At 49.8% G+C, this 22,706-nt stretch carries 9 protein-coding genes and 3 pseudogenes; 8 read left to right on the forward strand and 4 right to left on the reverse strand.

Going from position 1 to position 22,706, the window contains the following annotated elements:
• Positions 1-77 precede the first annotated feature (77 nt).
• The 6 genes from NDI45_RS11120 to NDI45_RS11145 all read left to right on the forward strand — a co-directional run bounded on the left by NDI45_RS11120 (position 78) and on the right by NDI45_RS11145 (position 17,016).
• Entirely contained in the window at positions 78-2,381 is a 2,304-nt protein-coding gene (locus NDI45_RS11120; RefSeq protein ID WP_348247353.1) for an ATP-binding protein, read from the forward strand.
• Entirely contained in the window at positions 2,338-2,766 is a 429-nt protein-coding gene (locus NDI45_RS11125) for a response regulator (RefSeq protein ID WP_190793716.1), read from the forward strand. The genes NDI45_RS11120 and NDI45_RS11125 overlap by 44 nt, the downstream gene beginning before the upstream one ends.
• On the forward strand, positions 2,766-4,793 hold the full coding sequence (locus tag NDI45_RS11130) for a response regulator (protein ID WP_348247354.1): 2,028 nt from the start codon (positions 2,766-2,768) through the stop codon (positions 4,791-4,793). The genes NDI45_RS11125 and NDI45_RS11130 overlap by 1 nt, the downstream gene beginning before the upstream one ends.
• 438 nt (positions 4,794-5,231) lie before the next feature.
• Complete coding sequence (locus NDI45_RS11135; protein ID WP_348247355.1) at positions 5,232-6,866, forward strand: ATP-binding protein; 1,635 nt, start codon at positions 5,232-5,234, stop codon at positions 6,864-6,866.
• A gap of 470 nt (positions 6,867-7,336) precedes the next feature.
• The gene (locus tag NDI45_RS11140; RefSeq protein ID WP_348247356.1) at positions 7,337-10,672 is read left to right on the forward strand and encodes an amino acid adenylation domain-containing protein; all 3,336 of its coding nucleotides are present in this window, start codon (positions 7,337-7,339) and stop codon (positions 10,670-10,672) included.
• Complete coding sequence (locus tag NDI45_RS11145; protein WP_348247357.1) at positions 10,669-17,016, forward strand: amino acid adenylation domain-containing protein; 6,348 nt, start codon at positions 10,669-10,671, stop codon at positions 17,014-17,016. The genes NDI45_RS11140 and NDI45_RS11145 overlap by 4 nt, the downstream gene beginning before the upstream one ends.
• Before the next feature lie 129 nt (positions 17,017-17,145).
• On the opposite strand, the gene NDI45_RS11150 is transcribed toward NDI45_RS11145, so the two are convergent.
• Entirely contained in the window at positions 17,146-17,385 is a 240-nt protein-coding gene (locus NDI45_RS11150) for a hypothetical protein (protein ID WP_348247410.1), read from the reverse strand.
• 63 nt (positions 17,386-17,448) lie between these two features.
• Between NDI45_RS11150 and NDI45_RS11155 the strand changes: the two genes are divergently transcribed.
• Positions 17,449-18,537 (forward strand): RuBisCO accumulation factor 1, encoded by a 1,089-nt coding sequence (locus NDI45_RS11155; protein ID WP_348247358.1) that lies wholly within the window; start codon positions 17,449-17,451, stop codon positions 18,535-18,537.
• A 950-nt stretch (positions 18,538-19,487) separates the two neighbouring features.
• Here the strand turns inward: NDI45_RS11155 and NDI45_RS11160 are convergent.
• Positions 19,488-20,804, reverse strand: a complete 1,317-nt coding sequence (locus tag NDI45_RS11160) for an IS701 family transposase (RefSeq protein WP_348247359.1) — start codon at positions 20,802-20,804, stop codon at positions 19,488-19,490.
• A gap of 7 nt (positions 20,805-20,811) precedes the next feature.
• Positions 20,812-21,105: pseudogene (locus NDI45_RS11165) on the reverse strand (group 1 truncated hemoglobin); the annotation flags it as partial.
• Positions 21,106-21,263: 158 nt separating this feature from the next.
• Between NDI45_RS11165 and NDI45_RS11170 the strand changes: the two are divergent.
• Positions 21,264-21,491: pseudogene (locus tag NDI45_RS11170) on the forward strand (CorA family divalent cation transporter); the annotation flags it as partial.
• A gap of 79 nt (positions 21,492-21,570) precedes the next feature.
• Here the strand turns inward: NDI45_RS11170 and NDI45_RS11175 are convergent.
• A pseudogene (locus tag NDI45_RS11175) lies at positions 21,571-22,570 on the reverse strand (hypothetical protein).
• Positions 22,571-22,706 lie beyond the last annotated feature (136 nt).

Consider the following 22,706-nt stretch of genomic DNA (forward strand, 5'->3'; position numbering starts at 1 on the left):
ACGAAGCTGCTGGGATATTGTCGCCTCAACGATTGCTGTTTATAAGGGTGTGCGCTTTGCACAGCTAAGGAACTATCATGACCAATCTTAATTTGGAAACGCAACTCATTAATCTCACCAGTTTAAAACAGCCCGCGATTCATAGTTTGACCGGGGTTCAGCCACATGGCATTTTGCTGATTCTGGAAGAGCCTACGCTGACTGTTTTGCAGGCAAGTACCAATACGACGGCATTGCTGCAACGCTCGCCTGCCTCGCTGCTGGGTAAAACACTGGATGAGATTTTTGATTCGTTTCAGGTCGATCGCTTCCGAGCTGGGTTAGCTGAAGAAAATCTAGATTTTGTTAATCCCACCCGCGTCTGGGTGCGGCGCAACGGCGATGACTATGGTGTGTTTGATGCGGTTTTCCATCGCAGTGCAGATGGTTTTCTGGTGCTAGAGCTGGAGCCAGCATTTACGCAGCAGAACATTCCGTTTCTGAGTTTTTATCATCTTGCAAAGGCATCGATTAATCAGCTTGAAGCTACCTCAAATCTACAGGACTTCTGTCAGGTGATTGTGCGGGAAGTGCGTAACGTGACTGGCTTCGATCGCGTCATGCTCTACAAATTTGACGCAGATGGACATGGTGAAGTCGTTGCCGAAGAGAAAGTAGACGAGATGGAATCTTATCTCGGTCTCCATTTTCCTGAATCGGATATTCCTGTTCCGGCTCGCAAAATGTTTTTGTCAAACTGGATTCGCGTCATTCCCGATGCCCATGCCGAACCGGCTTCGCTTTATCCAGGCAATAATCCAATTACGCAGCAGCCCACCGATCTCACACTGTCCATTCTGCGAAGTCCTTACCAGTGCCATATTGAGTATCTACACCATATGGGCGTAAGTGCATCGCTGACCATCTCGCTGATGAAAGACGACAAACTTTGGGGATTAATTGCCTGCCACCATCGATCGCCCAAATACGTTTCCTATGAGCTGCGAAAAGCCTGCGAATTTTTGGGGCGGGTCATTTTTGCAGAGATTTCCACCCGTGAAGAAACGGCGGATTATCACTATCGGATGCACCTGGCGCACGTACAATCTGTCCTGATCGAATCAATGTCTGAAGCCAACAGTTTTGTGGATGGCTTGATGCAGCCCGAACCAAACTTGCTTGACCTGACAGACGCAAAAGGAGCGGCAATTTGTTTTGGCGGACGCTGGACAACGATCGGGCAAACCCCTTCCGAGGAAGAGCTAAATTATCTCGTTCAATGGCTTGCGAAAAATGTGGATGAAGAAGTGTTCTACACCAGTTCGCTGCCTTTAATCTACTCGGATGCCGAGCGGTTTAAGCACGTGGCAAGCGGACTGCTGGCAATTCCCATCTCGAAGCGGAGCTATGTGCTGTGGTTCCGTCCAGAGGTGATTCAAACAGTGAGCTGGGGCGGTGATCCCAATCATGCCTACGAGCTGCAAGAATCAGGCGATCGGCAGTGGCTTTGTCCTCGTAAGTCGTTTGAACTCTGGAAGGAAACCGTTCGCCTCAACTCGCTGCCCTGGAAACCAGTGGAGATTCAAGCGACCCTGGAACTGCGGAAAGCGATCGTCAATATTGTGCTGCGGCAGGCGGAAGAACTGGCACTTCTGGCACAGGATTTAGAGCGATCGAACGCGGAGCTCAAGAAATTTGCTTATGTCGCGTCTCACGACTTGCAGGAGCCGTTGAACCAGGTCGCGAACTATGTGCAGTTACTTGAGATGCGCTATCACGACCAGCTTGACCAAGATGCCAGCGAGTTTATCGAATTTGCGGTGGAAGGCGTGAGCTTGATGCAAACCCTGATCGACGATGTATTGGCTTACTCAAAGGTCGATCTCAAGGGAATTGAATGGCAATTAACCAATTCTGAAACTGCCCTCAACCATGCGCTGAGCAATCTACGCGGACGGATTGCTGAAACCGAAGCGATCGTGACTCATGACTTAATGCCGCAAATTGTGGCAGACGGAACGCAATTGATGCAGCTCTTCCAGAACCTGATTGCGAACGCGATTAAGTTCAGAAGCAGTGAAGCACCGCGAATTCATGTGGGCGTAGAGCGTCGGGAAGAGGCGTGGCTCTTTTCAGTGCGCGATAACGGAATTGGAATTGACCCGAAATTTAGCGATCGCATCTTTGTCATTTTTCAGCGACTGCACACACGCGATGAATATCCCGGTTCAGGCATGGGGCTAGCAATTTGCAAAAAGATTGCTGAATGCCATCGCGGAACGATTTGGGTTGAGTCTGAACTGGGTCAGGGGGCAACCTTCTATTTCACCATTCCGGTAGGAGAGCGGGATCACAGCCATGCGATCGGACAGAAGAAAAACTATCTTCCTCGTCGAGGATAATCGAGGCGATATCCGGCTCATTCAGGAAGCCCTGAAAAGCACGGGGGTAGACTGTGATGTTGTCGTCGCACGGGATGGTGTGGAAGCCATGGAATACCTTCAGCAGGATCAGGTAATTCATCCCGATCTGATTCTGCTGGATCTCAATCTGCCCAAAAAAGATGGGCGGGAAGTGCTGGCGGAAATCAAAGCGAACCCCTCCCTGAAACACATTCCCGTCGTTGTTCTCACAACATCGCGCAACGAAGAGGACATTACCAAAAGCTACGATCTGCACGTCAATTGCTATATTGCAAAATCGCGCAATCTCAATCAGCTCTTCAAAATTATTCGGGGGATCGAGGAATTTTGGTTAGAAACAGCGACACTGCCCCTCACGCTTTGATGCGTGGCTCTGCTTCATCTATCAAAGTGCTGCTGGTAGAGGACAATGCAGCGGAGTTGCGCTTGCTTCAGGAGATTCTAAAAAACACCGTAGTCAATCAGTTTTATCTTGCCTCTGCAAAGCGAATCAGTGAAGCGATCGCCTGTTTGCGAGCCGAACACTTCGACGTTATTTTGCTTGATCTCACGCTTCCCGACAGTACCGGGCTGGAGTCGCTCGACACCCTTATCGGGGAATCTTCCAACCTGCCGATCGTCGTGCTGACCAATACCAATAACGATGAACTGGCAATCCAGGCAGTTCGACAGGGCGCACAGGACTATCTGGTGAAGCGGCAGATCAATCCCGATATCCTGATCCGATCGATTCGGTACGCGATCGAGCGCAAACAGGCTTCAGTTGCCCTCCACGAAGCCAACGAAATTTTAGAAGAGCGCATTCAGGAACGCACGATCGAACTTGAAACGGCAAACCAGCGACTTCAGCAGGAAATCGCTCGCGCTCAGAAAATTCAGGAACGGCTGGAACTTGCGCAGAAAGCGGGAAAAGCAGGGACGTTCGAGTGGAATATTCAAACCAATACGGTTTCATGGACACCGGAAGTTGAAGCGTTATATGGTTTAGCCCCAGGTAGCTTCGATGGGCATTACGACGACTGGATGCAAACCCTGCACCCAGACGATCGGAGCCGAATTGAGCAGGAACTTCAGCAGGCGATCGAGAACCGACATGGGCTGGATACTGAGTTTCGGATTCTACACGTCAGCGGCAGCACCCCCTGGATTGCGGTGAAAAGCAGCCTCTTTTATGAAGGCGATCAGCCCGTTCGGATGCTCGGTATTCATATCGATATCACCGAGAAGAAACAGCTTGAGACACAGTTTTTACGAGCGCAACGGCTCGAAAGCCTGGGAACGCTTGCCGGGGGAATTGCACATGACCTGAACAATATTCTCACGCCAATTCTCGTCGTGATGCAGCTATTACCGCTGAAAATAGCAGACCTCAGCGATCACAATCATGATTTAATCAAGACTGCTGAAGCCAGTGCCCGTCGTGGAGCCGATTTAGTCAAACAGATTCTCACCTTTGCACGAGGAGTCGAAGGGCGGCGCGTTTGCATCCAGCTTAACGATTTGCTGCTCGAAATTAAGCAGATCATCGAGCCAACATTGCCCAAGGCGATCGACATCAAAACTGCCATTGCTCCCGATCTCTCGATGGTTTCCGGCGATCCAACCCACCTGCATCAGGTGCTCATGAATCTCTGTGTGAATGCTCGCGATGCCATGCCCCAAGGGGGTACGTTAACGCTCAACGCAGAAAACGTGACGATTGATGAACAGTACGCCCGAATGTACCCTGACGCTGCGGCGGGTTCCTATGTAGTTCTGACCATTACAGACACAGGAATCGGGATTGCGCCAGAGCATTTGCATCGCATTTTTGATCCATTCTTTACCACCAAAGCAGTGGGCAAAGGAACGGGTTTAGGGCTCTCAGCGCTGCTGGGCATTGTTAAAAGTCACGGCGGATTTGTAGATGTCCAAAGCAAAGTGAACAAAGGCAGCCAGTTTAAAGTCTTTTTGCCTGCTAGCCGAACGATCGCCCCCTGCGTCGATAAGGAGCTGGAGTTGCGATCGGGTGATCAACAGCTAATTTTAATCGTGGATGATGAAGTCGCAATTCGTGAAACGATGCAGGAAACGCTGCTGGCTCAGGATTATCAAGTTCTGACTGCCTACGATGGCATTGGGGCGATCGCGCTGCTGGCTCAACATGAAGAAAGCATTTGCTGCGTCGTGATGGATTTAATGATGCCAACGCTGGATGGTTTTACAGCCTTGCCGCTGTTACGTCGATTTAATCCTGATCTGTGTGCGATCGCAATGAGCGGCGTGACTTCAACCGATATCACTGCGAGAGCGGAACAGGTGGGATTTCAAGGATTCCTGCAAAAGCCCTTTACGCGGAAAGATTTACTGCAAACGATTGGCTCTCACCTCAAGGCGATCGAGCGGGTTTAAGCAATCCGGTAAGCGCAAGCTCAATTGGTGCAGAGTGAGAAGATGTCGAGCCTGGGGCAGCGGGCTGCAGGGATAGGCGGGGCAACTCAATCAAGTCTTTGGGTATTTGATCCGTTCTTGACCACAATATCTGCTGGGAAAGGAACAGGATTAGGAAGTCAATCAGCGACAGCTATCAAATTACGGTAGAAAAGGATGGGGGTTCACGGTACTGTTCTTTTACTCCTGGACAAGGAACTAAATTTGTCATTAAGATTCCAGTTCAGCAACTCAAAAACAGTTGAATAATTATAGATAATTCAATAATTTGAAACATGGAAGTTATCTTTCTTATTTCAATCAGGAATACTGGGACGTCACAGTACAATCAATGTTAATGAAATCAATAGCTTGTGCTAGCCGTGCTTAAGATTGGAATTGTATGAAGATTGGAATTGTATGCAGATAGCTCCTTCGCCTAAGTATGAATCAGTAAGGCTTTGTGCCCTCTCGCAGTATGGCATTTTAGAGACTGAACCTGAAGCTGCCTTTGACGACCTTACCCGCCTAGCCGCGCACTTGTGTGGTGCACCGATCGCCCTGATCAGTCTTATTGATGCTCATCACCAGTGGTTTAAGTCAAAGGTGGGGCTAGAAGCCACAGAAACTGCCTACGATATTGCATTCTTTAGCCATACCATCTTACAGCGCGAAGTGTTGATAGTACCAGACGCACTGGAGGATGAACGATTTGCAACCCATCCACGCGTGACTTCCAACCTGACGATCCGCTTTTATGCGGGGATGCCTTTGCTCACTCCCACCGGAGAAGTATTGGGAACGCTCTGTGTAATTGATCGAGTTCCTCGTACACTCACGCCTCAGCAAATTGAAGTTCTGCAGGTTCTAGGTCAACAGGTCGTTACTCAACTAGAGCTGCGGCATAGCCTGATGAAATCGGTGCTACTGGCAGAGGAATGCAAGGCGGCTGAATTGGCACTGCGTCAGAGCGAAGCCAAGTTTCGCAACCTGGTCGAACAGACAAATGATTGGGTCTGGGAAATTGACCTTGACGGTCGCTTTACCTACACCAATCCCAAAGTGTTTGACATTTTAGGATATCGAGCTGAAGAAGTTTTGGGGAAAACGACGTTCGACTTTATGGCTGCAAAAGAAGCCAAGCAATTTTCTATCCTTCTGAGTCCCTTCATCGCTCAGCAAACTCCTTTTGTCGGATTAGAAAAAGTCCTGCTTCACAAAAACGGGCATGCTGTTGAACTCGAAACGAGTGGTTGTCCTATTTTGAATGAAGAAGGCAGGCTCCAAGGGTACCGGGGCATGGTGCGGGATATCACCAAGCGCAAGCAAACCGAACGACAGATGCAGCAAGCTCTAGCCCAAGAAAAGGAGCTGAGAGCATTGAAATCTCAGTTTATTTCGATGGCTTCTCATGAATTTGGTAGCCCCCTCAGTACAATTATGCTTGCAGCTGAACTGTTGGAACATTACAGCCATCGTTGGAGCGAGGCAGAAAGACTAGAACGACTCAAATGTATTCAAAGGGCAGCGAAGGAAATGAAATCACTGCTTGAAGATATCCTGATTGTTGGTCAAGCTGAAGCTGGAAAGATTCAATCAAAGCCTGTTGCTCTAGACCTATCTAAGTTTTGTCACGACCTCGTGAATCAAATGCAATTGCACGCGGGGAGCCGACAGACGATCGCTTTTACAAGCAACTGTACAGACCATTGCGTTTATCTGGATGAAAAGCTGCTGCGACAGATTCTCGTTAATCTACTCTCTAATGCAATGAAATACTCGCCTGAAGGGAGCAGAATTCAGTTTCGAGTAAGTTGTCAGGAGTCACAGGTGCTTTTCCATGTTCAGGATGAAGGAATTGGCATTCCCCCAGAAGACCAACCCCATTTATTTGAGTTCTTCCACCGAGCAAGGAATGTAGGCAAGATTCCTGGAACTGGATTAGGATTAGCAATCGTTAATCAGCTGATTAACGCAATGGAAGGAAAGATTACGGTTGAAAGTTGTGTTGGAATCGGTACAACCTTTAAGTTTTTTCTTCCTTCAATACTTTAGTTTTTAGGAACTGGCTTAATGCCATGCCAATTGGCGGGGTGGTATCGTACAAATTGGTTATACAAACCGGTTAGAGGATATCTGAGAAGCTTAGTGGTGTAGAAATCTCAGACGGTTTCAATCCGAGAAAGTAACGATTTGAGAGAACTCAATGCGGCAGTCTAAAGTGTCCCGTTTGCGACGATCGCAGCATCGCTTGGATGGCTTTGGGGCTTGTACCCCATCTGTCTTGCCTTTGCGGTCTGCTTCCTCGAATGGCGATCTCATGCCAAGTGACCCATCGGGTTTGCTTAGAATCGGAGGCGAGGGAGGCGGTTTGGTCACAGCGATAACTTTTCAAACATCCTCCTACAAGAAATCCATTCGATCGCAGCAAAAAAATACATTAATTGAACTGTCAATCTATCCTAGAGGACAATTTTTCGCTCGGATTTTCCCTTAAAACAGAGTGGGGTAAAATGGGGGATGGCGTGGCTGATTGTAAGCAAAGCAATTTCAACCTGGCTTCTGACTGGGCTGAGGAAGAGGTTTTTGTGTTTCCGGCTTCGTTCGCTCAGCAGCGACTCTGGTTTATCGATCAGCTAATGCCAGGAGCTTCGTTCTACACAATCCCGATTATCTTAAAGCTGACAGGCGTTTTGGATCGAGCGGCACTGGAATCTAGCCTGGAGGCGATCGTTCATCGTCATGAAGTGCTGCGAACTGCCTTTGATGTGGTCGATGGGCAACTGGTTCAGGTGGTTTGCGATTGGGCTTCGGTTGCTCTGCCATTAGTTGAGCTTCAGAGCTTGCCAGAAGGCGATTTTCTCGCTGAAGAACTGGAAAGCAGCCGAGAAGAAATTGCGCTGATACAGATTCGAGAGCGAGCGCAGCAGCCGTTTGATCTAACCCAGGGTCCGCTGTTTCGACTGGGGCTATGGCGGTTGGGAGAAACCGATCATTTGCTGCTAATCGCGCTGCATCACATTATTTTTGATGAATGGTCGAGCGGGGTTTTGATTCGAGAACTGGGTGAATTTTATGCAGCGGCAGTGAACGATCGCCCGTTGGAGTTGCCAGCCTTGTCCATTCAATATGCAGATTTTGCTGGCTGGCAGCGGGAATGGTTGCAGGGAGAGTTGTTGAATGCTCAGCTTCGCTACTGGCGGCAGCAGCTTAAAGATGTGCCCCGGCTCAATTTGCCTGTACTCAACGGATTGGGGGGGCATCCCAGCAGGCAAAGTAATCGGGGAGCCAGCCAACTGCTGGAGCTGCCTCAGAGCTTGCTTGATCAACTAGAGGAGCTGAGCCAGGTGGCAGGCGTAACGCTGTTTATGACCCTGCTGGCGGCGTTTCAAACGTTATTGCACCGCTACACCGGACAAACGGATATTGCGATCGGTTCACCCATTGCGAATCGTCATCGCAGTGAGCTGGAGGGACTGATCGGGTTTTTGGTGAATAGCCTGGTGCTGCGATCGAATTTGTCGGACGATCCCCCCTTTCGGGTGCTGCTCGATCGAGTGCGGGAAGTGACATTGGCGGCGTATGCCCATCAGGATGTGCCGTTTGAAAAGCTAGTCGAGGAATTGCAGCCCGTCCGCAGTTTGAATCAAAATCCGCTGTTTCAGGTGGTGTTTGCGCTGCAAAATACGCCGATGACGCAACTTGAACTGCCGGGATTAACGCTCAGCCCGGTGGCGTTTGAAACGGAAACAACGCGCTTTGATCTGGAACTGTATGTCTGGAAGTGTGACGGCAACTTTAGAAGTCTGTGGGGCAAGGGATGGCAGCAGTCTGAGGGGTTGCGAGGCGTGGTGATCTATCACCGGGATTTGTTTGACGATGCGGCGATCGTCCGGTTGCGGCAGCAGTTTCAATGGCTGTTAGAAGGCGTTGTGACCAATCCAGACTCGCGCTTATCGACGTTGCCTTTGATGACGCAGGCAGAGCAACAGCAGCAGTGGAGCCTCTGGAACCAAACCCAGACCGACTACCCGGAAAATTGGACGGTGCATGAGCTGTTTGAAACCCAGGTGAGGCAGCGATCGAATGCGATTGCCGTTCAGTTTGGACAGCAGCAGTTTACCTACCGGGAACTGAACCAAGGCAGTAATCAGCTTGCCCGCTATTTGCAAAAGCTTGGAATTGAGGCGGGAATGCGCGTGGGAGTCTGCTTGGGACAATCTGCAGAAACGATCGCTGCGATACTGGCAGTTTTGAAAGCTGGGGCAGCCTACCTACCGCTCGATCCTGACTATCCGCCGGAACGGTTGCGTTTTATGTTGGAGGATGCTGAAGTTCCAATCGTGATCACGCAGTTGCGGTGGCAGAATTTATTTGAGAATGACGTTAAGGTGATTGCTTTAGAGCAGGAATGGCAGACGATCGCACAAGAGTCTGAGGAGAATTTAGCAAATCGCTGCCCTAACAATCCGCTTGCTTATGTGATGTACACGTCTGGTTCGACGGGAACTCCCAAAGGCGTAATGGTTTCGCATCAGGCGATCGTCCGCTTGGTGTGCGATACAAACTATGTGCAGATTAAACCAGAAATGCGAATAGCACAGGCGGCAAATCTGGCATTTGATGCAGCAACGTTTGAAATCTGGGGTGCGTTGCTTAACGGAGCTTGTCTGGTGGGAATTGAGCGAGATATTACCCTGTCTCCGGCAGACTTTGCCGCAGCACTGCAAGAGCAGCAGATTGATGCAATGTTTCTCACCACGGCTTTGCTGAATCAAACGGTGAGCCAAATTCCCGCGGCGTTTCGATCGCTCACTTATCTTCTGTTTGGTGGCGAGGCAGCCAATCCCGATCACGTCAGAACGATTCTAGAGCAGGGTAAACCGCAGCATTTAATTCATGTGTATGGTCCTACCGAGAACACAACTTTTTCAACCTGGTATGAAGTTGAGAATGTGCTGGAGAATGCGGTTACGATTCCGATCGGTAAGGCAATTGCGAATACGCAGGTGTATGTGCTGGATACAAACTTAATGCCCGTCCCCCCTGGAATTATTGGTGAGATTTATCTGGGCGGCGATGGATTAGCGCAGGGATATCTGAACCAGCCGCAGTTAACTCAGGAACGCTTTATTGATCATCCGGTGAATCAGCAGCGATTATATAAAACAGGCGATCGTGCCCGTTATGACACCGATGGAAATCTTGAGTTTTTGGGGCGAACTGACTATCAGGTTAAAATTCGCGGCTTTCGGATTGAGTTGGGCGAAATTGAAACAGCTTTGCTTCAGCATCCAGAAATTGAGGCGGCACTCCTGACCGTGCGCGAAATCGAAGCCGATCGCCAACTGATTGCCTATGTCGTTCCCAAAGCTGTGAAGCGATTATCGGTCACAGAACTGGAGCTGCGCTCTTTTCTCAAAGCAAAATTGCCTGCTTATCTGCTGCCTGCGGCGTTTGTGGTTCTGGATGCGCTCCCCCTCACGCCCAATGGCAAAGTAAATCATCGCGCCCTGCCCCTGCCTTCCCTGACATCGATCGATCCAGTCACGGCAACTGCGCCCACCACTTCGCTAGAGCAGGTTTTAGTCGATCTATGGCGACAGCTTTTGGGACGGGAAGCAGGCATTCACGACAATTTTTTTGAACTGGGCGGTCATTCGCTGCTGGCAACTCAGCTTGTGTCGCGGCTACGCGATCGATTTCGGGTGGAAATTCCTTTAAGAACCGTGTTTGAAACGCCGACGATCGCAGCTCTAGCACAAAAAATTGAGGCAATGCCGGACGTGGATTTGTCTCAGTTTCAGTCGTTGACTCAATTATCAGCCGCAATGCCATCCCGTGAGGAGATTGAGCTATGAGCCATCGTTCGATCGCCGAATTTTTGGCAGAGCTGCAACGTCTAGATGTTCAGTTAGCGGTTGTGGAATCACCTATCTCGGAGGGTTTGACTTTATCGCCGCGTCTCCGCTGCAACGCTCCAGCAGGAGTTTTAACTTCTGAACTGAGGCAGCAGTTAATCGATCGCAAAGCAGAGATTATCAATTTTCTACAGCATAATCTACAGCAAGATTCTCAACCCGATTCTCAGCCAGGCTTTCAACTTGATTCTCAAAATATTGTTCAAAATCGTGTTCCGCAAACCCTATCCCAGCCTATTCCACTTAATTCTTCAGAAACAGTATTTCCCTTGTCGTTTGCTCAGCAGCGATTATGGTTTCTATATCAAATTGCGCCCGATAATCCTTTTTACAATGTGCCTGCAGCGATTCGGCTAACCGGATCGCTCAATTGCTTTGTGCTGGAGCGATCGTTTAACGAGATAGTCCGTCGTCATGCTGCTCTGCGAACGACTTTTACCACCGCAAATCGTGAACCTGTGCAGGTGGTTGAACCAGAAGCCAGAATTACAATTCCTGTTGTTGATTTGCGATCGTCCTTGCAGAAAACTGCAACGCAAACAATTGCCCCCAGCGATGCTTTCCTGAAAAAAACGCAAAGCGATAGAGAACATATCCTGCAACAATTCATCACCGCCGAAGCCCAGCGTCCCTTTAATCTAAGTACCGATTTACCGATGCGGGTGACGCTCCTGCAATTTGACGAGTCGGAGGCGATTTTGCTGTTAACGCTGCATCATATCGTGGCAGATGGCTGGTCGCTGGGTGTGCTGATTCGGGAGTTGGCTGAGCTTTATCAAGCCGGCATTCAAGGACGATCGGCAGCCCTTGCTCCATTACCCATTCAATATGCAGACTTTGCCTGCTGGCAGCGGCAGTGGCTTCAGGGCGAAGTGTTGGAGAATCAGTTGGCTTACTGGCGCAAGCAGCTCCAGGACGTTTCACGGCTAGATTTACCGATTGACCGTCCGCGTCCTGCGATGCAGACCTATCGGGGCGCAACCTTTCCCCTTCGCTTTTCTCCGACTTTGACCGGGGCGATCGAGGCACTCTGTCAGCAGGAAGGAGTGTCTTTGTTTATGACCCTGCTGGCAGCGTTTCAAACGTTATTGCACTGCTACACCGGACAAACCGATATTGCGATCGGCTCACCGATTGCCAATCGCCACCGCAGCGAATTCGAGGAGTTAATTGGCTTTTTTGTGAACAGTCTGGTGATGCGATCGGACTTGTCGGGCAATCCCACGTTTCGAGAATTGCTGGGGCGGGTGCGAAATGTGGCGTTAGAGGCGTATCAGCATCAGGACTTGCCGTTTGAAAAGCTGGTCGAGGAGCTTGACCCAGAGCGAGATTTGAGCGGAAATCCCCTGTTTCAGGTTGCCTTTGCGCTGCAAAATGCGCCGATGCAGCCGTTGGAATTACCCGGAGTTCGCCTGGAACCTGTGCCGCTGGAGCCGCAGACAACTCGCTTTGATCTGGAGGTGCATCTGTGGCAGCCGTCGCACGGGTTAAGCAGCCTGTGGCAGTCTGAGGCAGGCTTAAGCGGCTTTATTTCCTACAGCACCGACCTCTTCGATCGCGCCACAATTCACCGATTTGTCGAACATTTTCAAACCCTGTTGCATGGTATTGTTGCCAATCCCGACGCACGGCTGTCAGACCTGCCATTGCTCACCCCTGCCGAACATCAGCAGCTTGTGGTGAAGTGGAATCAAACGGCAACCGAATTTCTAAACGATCGCAGTTTTTATCATTTCGGTTTTCATCATTTATTTGAAAGACAGGCCAATCAGTTTCCTGAAAGAATTGCTTTAGTCACCGAATCGGAATCCCTCAGTTACGCTGAATTGAATGATCGAGCCGATCGCTTAGCGAATACGCTCAAACAAATTGGAGCACAGCCTAATGATTTAGTCGGATTGTGTGTCGATCGATCGGCTGACTTGATCATCGGCATTCTTGGCATTCTCAAAACAGGGGCAGCCTATGTGCCGATCGACCCCAGCTATCCCACCGATCGCATTGAGTTTATCTTGATCGATACACAAATGAACGTTCTGCTGACGCAATCCTGGCTACGGGAAACCTTGCCGCGATCGCAGGCGCAAATCATCTGTCTCGATCAGCCGCTTGCGGTGAATGAAAAAGTTAAAGTTTCAGTGCTGAATTCAAATCTCAGCCGTCCCTTTAACCCCTCAATTGTGGAAGGAACCGATCTGGAAGGAACCGAGCTTGATGATTCTGACGCTCAAAGTTCTCCAACGTTGGAAGATTTAGGGGGCAATTCTCCCTTTTTTACCCGGGATTCGCTGGCGTACGTGATTTATACTTCCGGTTCGACTGGAACGCCGAAAGGAGTGCTGATTACCCATCGTGGACTGTGCAATGTGGTGGCAGCACAGCGTCAAGCTTTTGATTTACCTGCTGATTCATCCAGCAAAATTCGGGTGCTTCAGTTTAGTTCGCTTAGCTTTGATGCGTCAGTGTTTGAGATTGCGCTGGCGATCGGTTCAGGGGGGACGCTCTACATTCCGCCGCAGTCTGCTCAGTTGCCCGGAGCCGCTCTGGTCAGGTTTTTGCAGGATCATGCAATTACCCACGCGCTGCTCACTCCGGCGGTGTTGGCGGTGCTGCCGTCTGCAGATCTGCCTGCGCTGCAAACGCTGATTACCGGAGGCGAAGCCTGTCCCCGTCCGGTGATCGATCGGTGGGCAGCCAATCGCCGCTTCTTCAATGCCTACGGACCCACAGAAACTACGATTTGGGCAACGGTTGCCGAACTGTGTCCCGGTGATGCACCGCTGATTGGTCGTCCGGTGGCGAATATGCAGGTGTACGTGCTGGATGGTGCGCTTCAGCCTGTGCCGATCGGCGTGGTGGGCGAACTCTACATCGGCGGGGCAGGCGTTGCACGAGGCTATTTGAATCGTCCTGAACTGGCGAACCGGTTTATTTCCAGTCCGTTTGATGCCAATCCGTTTGATGCCAGTCTGTCGAGTTCGGGGGCGAGACTTTATCGCACGGGTGATCGGGTGCGCTATCGGGCAGATGGCAATTTAGAATTTTGTGGACGATCGGACGATCAAATTAAAATTCGCGGATTTCGGGTCGAACCGGGCGAGATTGAAACTGCGCTGCAACGTCATCCGGCAGTTCAGGAGGCGATCGTTTTAGCAACGGGCGAAGCCTCCCACGCCAAGCGACTGCTTGCCTATTTCAGTCTGACTCGTCCCTTGATTTCTAACGCTGGCGACTCCAATTCTGGCAGCACACAATCGACACCAGGCTTACTTCAAGCCCAGCAAATCCAGCACTGGCAGACGCTCTACAACCAGACCTATCGATCGCCTGATCGTCCGGCTGATCCGGCATTCAACATCACAGGCTGGAACAGCAGCTACACCGGAGAGCCAATTCCGGCAGCCCAGATGCGCGAATGGGTAGACGATCGCGTGCAGCAAATTCTCGCTCTTCATCCTAAACAAGTGCTAGAAATTGGTTGCGGCACAGGGCTACTGCTCTTTCAAATTGCGCCGCACTGCGAGGCTTACTGGGGCATCGATTTCTCGACGGTTTTGCTGGAGACGGTGCAGCGGCAGGTGAATGATCGAGGATTGTCTCAGGTGAAATTATTGCATCGATCGGCAGCGGATTTTGAGGGCGTTGCATCGTCTGCGTTTGATGTCGTGATTCTCAATTCGGTGGTGCAATATTTTCCTGATGTGGATTACTTAATGCAGGTCATTGCAGGGGCGATCGAGGCAGTGCGTCCGGGCGGCACAGTGTTTCTGGGCGATGTGCGAAGCCTGCCGCTGCTGAAGGCTTTTCATGCCTGGGTCGGTTTGTCTCAGGCAGATGAAACTACAGAACGAACTCAGCTTCGCCAACAGGTTGAACGATCGCAGTTTGAAGAATCAGAGCTGGCGATCGATCCTGCCTTTTTTCATGCCCTGCGCGATGCGTTTCCCAGGATTCATCGGGTACAGATTCGTCTTGCGCGTGGTCGCAGCCATAACGAAATGACACAGTTTCGCTATAACGTGTTGCTGCACATCGGTCAGCATGATTTATCTGAGAACGAATTCCAATTTTTCCAAAAGAAGAACTGCTTCGGATCACCTTTGCAGCAAATGCAATGGATAGACTGGAAAACTCAAAGGATAACCGTCAGCGATACGCAAAGATACTTGCTTGAGCATCAGCCTGATCTGTTTGGGGTAAGGAATATTGCCAACGATCGTGTTGATGATGCTGTACAGACAACTGAATGGCTATCAAGTAAAGCATTACCTAAAACAGTAGGAAAATTTCGGGAAAAGCTACAGAATTCTGTTAAAACTGCGATTGATCCACAAGATTGGTGGGATCTAGAAAAGGTTTTGCCTTATCAGGTTGAAATAAGCTGGTCGAGCGATTCCCAAGCCGGAACCTATGATGTTGTTTTGATTCGGAATGAAATTAGAAATGACATCAAGAATGAAATTAGAAATGGCATTGCCTCGGAAGTTGATTTTGCGACTCATTCGCCGCTCAATTCACCAATTCATTCACGCACAATTCGGCAGAATAGTTCATCTCAGGATTTGTCTCAAAATTCATCCTGGCATCGCTATACCAATAATCCGCTTCAGTCTCAGGTTGCCCGGCAGCTTATTCCTGAACTTCGCGCTTTTCTAGGACAAGCCCTACCTGATTACATGATTCCCACTGCCTTTGTGCCGCTCGAAACCCTTCCCCTCACCCCCAACGGCAAGATCGATCGTGCTGCCCTGCTCGAACAGAATGAATTCGACTGGCAATCGCTTGAATCGACTCCAAGCCCAAATCTTCTTGCCAATGACGCAAGTCAAACTCCTACCGAACTCGCCCTGATCGACATCTGGAAAGAGCTGCTGCGGCTTCAGCAAATCAACATTTACGACAGCTTTTTTGAACTGGGTGGGCATTCGCTGCTGGCAACCCAGATGACTTCGCGGATTCGCGATCGGTTTGAGGTAGAACTCCCGCTCCGCCGGGTCTTTGAAACTCCCACGATCGCCCAACTTGCTCCAGCGATTGACAGACTTCGCGATAGCACCCTCATACAGTCTCCGCCGATTGGGCGTCTGGAACGATCGGTTTATCGATGGCAACGATCGAAGCGGTCAGAAAGCGATTTTCAAACAGACATAGCCCGAACAGACATAGCCCGAACAGACACAGCCCGAGCAGACACAGCCCGAAAAAAGACAGAGAGATTGGTTCAGTCATCAACGCTGGTATCCTTGTCATCGAACTATCAATATTCACGGCTCGATCAATCAGTTGCATCTGAGGCTGTTAAATCTGAGGCTGTTAAATCTAATTTAGAAATCGTTCCGCGATCGAATGACGATCGACTAACTGATCAAATTATCAATAGTAACTTTGCAAAAGCCCGATCGCCGCTAGTTCCCCTAACCGTTGAGGGAAATCGATATCGTCCTGGGAGCGTTACGCGATCGCCCTTTTTCTGTGTGCATCCGATATTTGGCGTGGTGTTTCCCTATCTAGAACTGGCGCAGCTTTTAGAAACTAGTTCAGCAGTGAATCGCAGTTTTTATGGGCTTCAGCCGCTTGGATTAGACGGAAAACATTTGCCGTTTAACCGAATCGAGGCGATGGCAGCCTATTACATTACAGCGATGCGAGCCGTTCAGCCTCACGGACCCTATTTTCTGGGCGGATGGTCTTTTGGTGGGCTGGTTGCCTTCGAGATGGCGCAGCAGCTTACCCAGGCAGGTGAAACCGTTGCGCTGTTAGCAATTCTGGATACGCCCGCTCCCCTTGCCCATCAGCAGCCCTCTCTGGTGCAGAGCCTCAAGTTTTTGCTGAAAACTGCGCTCTGGTCTACGCTGCCGTTCTTGTTAGACTATGGCGCGATCGTCACTAATCGATTTCCTGTCCTGAATACCCTGCCGAATGCTTTGCCCCAATCGCAACGCTGGAAATCCTGGTATTCGCGCTGGCAATGGTCTGCAATTACGCGCCTGATGCCCGATGCGCGGCTCCGACTCCAAGATGAATCGGCGATCGTGCCGCTGATGCGAATTTTCTATGCGAACAGTCAGGCAGCTTATCGCTATATGCCGCAGTTCTATCCTGGCTCTGTAACCCTCTTCAAAGCGACGAATCCCTCGGACTACGGCAGTTCTGACCCCACGCTGGGCTGGAGTCAATTATGCGATCGAGTTCAAGTGCATTCTGTTCCGGGCAATCATTTATCGATGCTTAAACTGCCCCATGTGCAGGTTCTAGCGCAGCAGCTTCAAGCCTATCTTTCCTAGAAGCAGTTTGAAACGTTGCAGATCTAACGCCCCAAAACTCACTTGCTGAAGTTTAGACTAACGGTAGGCGGAAATGACCTAACTTCTTGCAAGAATGGAGTGAGGCGGCAAGACCAAAGCAGTCAGAGATTAAGCAGGCTTTTTGTTGCAGCAAAGCCCAATGTAAGTGCTGTTTAGCAAAACGATACCCGTGATCGATCGCAAAGCGACGCAAGTATTGCTGCCAAATCGTCGCCAGTGCAGGTAAGCCGGTGGGCAGAATAAAGTCCATCCTTGCTGGGCTCGATCGCTCCAAAGCAGGAACTGCTTCGTATCGCCTTGGGAGAAACAGCCTTGCATCGCCCCTGCAATTTCGACAGATTGTTGCATGAGGGAGAGCGATCGCCCCACCAACTTCTAAAATTTAAAGTGAAGTTTGCCAGGTTTGGTTTTATGTCTGTTTTACCGCCCGACTCTTCGGAGCAGTCGAATTCATTAGATAGCGAAGCGGCAGCCGTTCTGCTGAAGCAACTCCGACGCAAAGAAGAAAATTGGGTTGTCTGGGGGCAAGCCTGTCAGCAGTTGCAGAAGGCAGGCTATTCGCCGCAGCAAATTTTTGAGGAAACGGGATTTGAGCCAGTTCAGCAAAATCAGGTGATTGTGGCAGCTCAGGTTTATCAGTCGATCGCCTCTGGAACGGTGAGTCCAGATGTGCTGGCGCGGTTCGAGCGGACTGGGAGCGATACGCTATATGAATTTCGAATCTTAACTCAGGCAGATCGGGCGGCGGCGGCGACCCTGGCGGTTGAAAAAGGAATCGATTCAGAAGCGGCGCGGGATGTGGCGAAAGCAATGAAGGAGTATTCGCGGCTCTCTAATCCGCCTACGGGGTTTACCGCTGCGGCTGGCGATGGAATTGCCTACTACTACTGGAAGCTGGCGCGGCAGCAGACTGACCTTCAGGCACGATCGCGCCTTATTGCCCAGGCGTTGCGGTTTGCAGAGAGTGAGACTGCCCGAAAGCAGGTTGAAAAGTTGTTAACTGATTTTTCGGTTACGCGCAGTCGTCCTGCTCCGCGATTGCCTTTTTATCGGTTAGAGTCTGCGACTGAGCAGCCACGAATTTTGCCTGTGGTAGGGAAATTACCGCTGGCGATCGCCGATCTTCAGGCAGTGCCGCTGGTCGAGCCGCAGGGAACGTTTCAGCTTGTTCAGTTTTCGGGCACAGGAGTATGGGTTAGCTTACCGGGTTGGCAGGTGATTTTTGCGGCGGAAGATCCGGTTGCGTTTTTGGCAGACAGCGATCGGCTTCCCAATAATGACTTAGAAACGATCGAAGAAGTGATGATTGTGATCGATCGGGCGGAACGCGAATGGCAGGACAACAGCTACTTTGCAATCGAGCAGGAGGGACAGATTCAGATTGATTGGTTTGAGGAAGCTCCAGAGAAAACGTTGCTGGGTCGCGTGATTTTAGTTTTGCGTCCGAAGAAGGTGCTGGATGAAGGATACAACAAGGAGCTGTGGCAGATTGATGAGTAGTGTTTACTGCGATCGATCACGATGAAGACAGGCGGCTGTGTCGCAAAAGCGATCGATGGTAAGGCAAACAAGCCTGGCTTTGCCTTATCCCCTCCGATGTCTACTCATGCTCTATCTTGATTCAAGGAGGTAGTTGATGTTGACGATCCCGCTCGTCTCTGTGAGGTATGCGAGGTTGAGCTTGACGGAGATGGGTAGGGTGTTCACCTAAAGCTGCATTCTATACAGAAAGCTTATGGCGATTAGTGAGATAGTTCTACTTTGAAGAAGCTTAAAGGTAGCACCGTTTTTGTTGGTCTGTTATCAATTCTTTCTCAGTTTTGCAGCTAACACACAAAGAGCCATTTGCTCAGTCGTGGCGAAATTAAAGAATGTCGTTGCTGTAGTTCAGTAATGTATGAAAGGGTTGATTCAATATCTTGATGAAATCAAATTAGATAAAGCGATTCTCTGGTGCTATTTCATTTGGTATCTTGTAATCCTTTATTTCTATTTTGATCCTTCGCTGAAGATATGGATTAATTCAATTGGTATCAGTGCGGTCATTGGGACAGGTCTCTTATTCAGTGTTTCTTCTGGCAAGACTAGCAGAAGTGATCCCTGGCAAACATTCAGGTTATATCTGATGCCATTCTGCGTCTCAAGCTTTTCTGCTTTGATTAAAGGGCAGGGGTTTATCGTAGTGGTCTCACCAAGAATCCACGAAACGCTAGTCGCAGTATTGTGCTGCGCTCTATTTCTAGCGGTTGTTTTAGTCGTCAAACTAACTAAAAATAAATTCGCCTAGCAACTACGTCCAATGTTTGATGTTCCTGTAAAGGTGTCTTGCTAAACCTGGAGGAACTATCGCCAAAACTATTTTTTTATAGTTCAGCTGTGGTTACAAGCAGGTCTTAGCGATTTAATCCCTCTTTTGTTACTACTATAAAAGAGAAGAGATTCAAGTTGCATCAAGCTGCTTTCAGGTCTGGGATTGGAAGAATCTGGAAGGTATCCATCCAATCCATTAACTGATGCAAGGCTCGTTTGAGTCCAGGCACTGGAAAGACATGTAACCATTGTTCTAACCATGCCCAACACCAATAGGGTTGCAGCAGTAAACGCAAATTATTCAAAGCACTCTTCCAAGTTGTTCCCAACTCCCAATCGCAATGCTTGCTAAAGGGCAAAGGGTGGGGTTCTGGTTGTGTCTCATCATCGTTGTGAGAAGCTTGGCGTTGCTTAAATTCATCGGCATGTAGACTCACCAGTAGATAGGCACTGAAAACCAACTCCCACCAGCGTTCAATACTGGCATAATCGGTCAGGCGATAATCGTGCCAGCCCAGTTCATTTTTTACTTGCTTGAAGCCATACTCAATCCAGGTTCTCAACGTGTATTGACTGCCTACACTCAAAATAATGTCTCCTACCAAGTTGGTCATGATGAACCAGCTGTCGGATTGGTCTGGGTTGTCGGTGCTGCCTTTGGTAATCTGGTAGAACCGGACTGAGCGACGAGTCCCGAAGATGATTTCGCGGATATAGCGACGTTGAGTGGGGTGTCCAGCTAAGGGTTGGTCGTAGGCACACCAGCGGTTGTAGCGCACTCGTTGTCCTTTGGGCATGAGCACGCCATGATTAGAGCGAATTGCGACAATATAAGGCAACTTCAATTGATGTAGAACGCCCGTGACATCGCCACTTTCACCATATAAGCTATCAGCTAACACCCGTTCAATGACAAATCCCATGGCTTGAATTTCACGAATGATTTCCACAGCTAATTGCGGTTTTGACTTGTACTCATCACTGGTTTTCAATCGTGATTTAGGTTGATAAATCTTGAACAGCAAGGGATAGGTAATACCATCAACAACAGCATAGGCATTCACACTGACTATTCCATTAGCAGTTTTGCCCAGATTACCGATGTATTGTTTGGCAACATAGTCGGTTGTGTTGCCCTTCTTGGCATCCCCAGTTTCATCAATACATAAGCTAATCGGTCGAGTCCCGATTTGTTGTCGAATCAGATGCAGCCGAATGGCTCTGACTTGCTCAACACACCACACCCCATCGCGCAGAAAGTGATGTAAACTTTGCCCATCTTTGAATCCGGTGAGTTTGGCAATCTCTGGTAATGTCTTGCGCGGCAGCGGGCTGAGAATACCGACATGTAAATACTTGAAGCATTCATACAACCGGATATCTGCAAAAACTGAACGGTATAGCAAGCAGTAGTCATCAATGAACCCAACGGTTGCAACAGATTGTCCTAACTCCATGCAATTTTCAGGTAGAACGCAGCTTCTTCCAGCTTAATTTGCTCTCATTGAAGTAACAAAAGAGGGATAAGACAGCATTTCGAGAAGCAGTGGAGCCAACAATTTGCACTACTTCTTCAATTAAGGCTTGGGGAACTTCCATCTCAACTAGAGTCGCGACTAGATCCTCCGCGATCGCATCGAAGTGACTGTCAGTTAAGCCCATCTCAGCCACTAATTCTTAATGTGCGTCCCTCAGAGGGCGACCATTCCAGTGTTCAGCACCACCAAAAGCGTAGGTTAGAAAGGCTTTTTGATGCTGGACGTAGACACTAGGCGGACAGGATTGTCCCACTGTCCTGAGCGATCGCGTGCCATCACCAGCGTTCCTGTACAGTACGGATTCTAAAACCATCGGGACGTTTGGAGGTGGACGTAGCTCTATTCTCTCTCACGTCCATAGGTCTAGAACATTACCGATTCTTCCCTGTTTTGGAAGCCTACGGCGAATTGATCGAGGATCTCGTAGGAGAGGTGGTAGAGAACCCAACTCAACAGACCCTGAAAAAAATTCATCAAGTGAAGCGAGAACTGCTGATCCTACGACGGGCAATCTGGCTCCAATGAGAGGCACTCAATGCTCTAATTCGCGATGGCAGTGATTTGATTAGTGACGACGTTCGCCTTTACCTGCGCGATTGTTATGACTGGAGTTTAGACCAAGCGGAAATAAGCCCAGCCTGTAATGCAGACTTGAGCAAGGTTAGAGGAACTGGATGCTAAACGTTCAGGCAGAGGTTTGAGCTTGCTTTTTGCGTTTGGAGTAGCGTTTTTTGACAATGGGCGCGCGAACACGAGGAGTACGAGATTGTCCTGGTATCCAGCCTGGTGATTTTCCTCGCGGTTTGGGAACTTGGGTCGGTGTGCCAAGCTGGGTAAAAAGGGCAGCCATCGATTGAGCAAGTCGTTCCACTAAGATTAGTTGCATTGAATGATTAGCGGTGGTGCGAAAGTGCATCTTGTGCCAGCACTGTAAGCGCAACCGTCCCTGTTTTGGGTCATCCACCTCGCTCTGCTGGTCGGGGTGATGAAGTGGTGGGGTGATTGAGTTTGAACTTGTCGCCATGCACGCTCGGTCTGCCCCTGCCCCCATAAGCAGGCGGTGCTGTCCACAAACAACGATTCGAGCGCAAGTGTATCAACTTATCACAAGCAATATCTGCCGTTGCCAGCACAAACCGGGCACAGCCATACTCACTGTCCCACAACGAGATCGCCCGGACATTTAGTGCCTGACACACCTGGCGCAATTGCCAGGCGGCTTTGCTAATGGAACTTTCAAAGCTGGTGATGCGCTCGAGTCGTAAGGGTAACGCCCAACTACTGCCCGCTTCGGGAATCCACGTCAGCGTACTCCATCCCTGTCCGACCCCAACCGGGCGGTTGCCTAACATTGTGGCTTGATGTTCGTAGGTGCGTTCCTGCAAGGTGACGGCATAGGGGCGTGCCCAGATCGTGTGGTCACCTGCAATTACCGGTCGCTCCATCTGACTCATCTGCTCAATGTACAGCTGCATTAACTTGCGACGCTGCGGTCGGCTATCTTGCAGGGCTTCGTACAGACTCGACCATTGCCGTCGGAACAGAGGACTACAACTGAGTTCAGCAAAGCTGTTCACCCTGGGACTACTCAAGACTGCGTCACCCAACTCAAACATCGCATCATGAGCGCGTCCTAAGCACTCATAGGCAGTTTGACGAAACGCAAGCAATTTGTCAGCATTCATATCGGCCTCTGAGGATTGGTAGTGCTTTTCTCAGAATGGCAGGAGCAGCCAGTTTCTTTATTTTGGCTGCTCTTTTTTAGCTGTTCCATCCTTCGTTTAGTCTAAACTCCAGAGATTGACCGTCGCTTGCAGATTT

This window comes from Leptolyngbya sp. GB1-A1, from assembly GCF_039962475.1.
Lineage (GTDB): Bacteria > Cyanobacteriota > Cyanobacteriia > Elainellales > Elainellaceae > Leptolyngbya_A.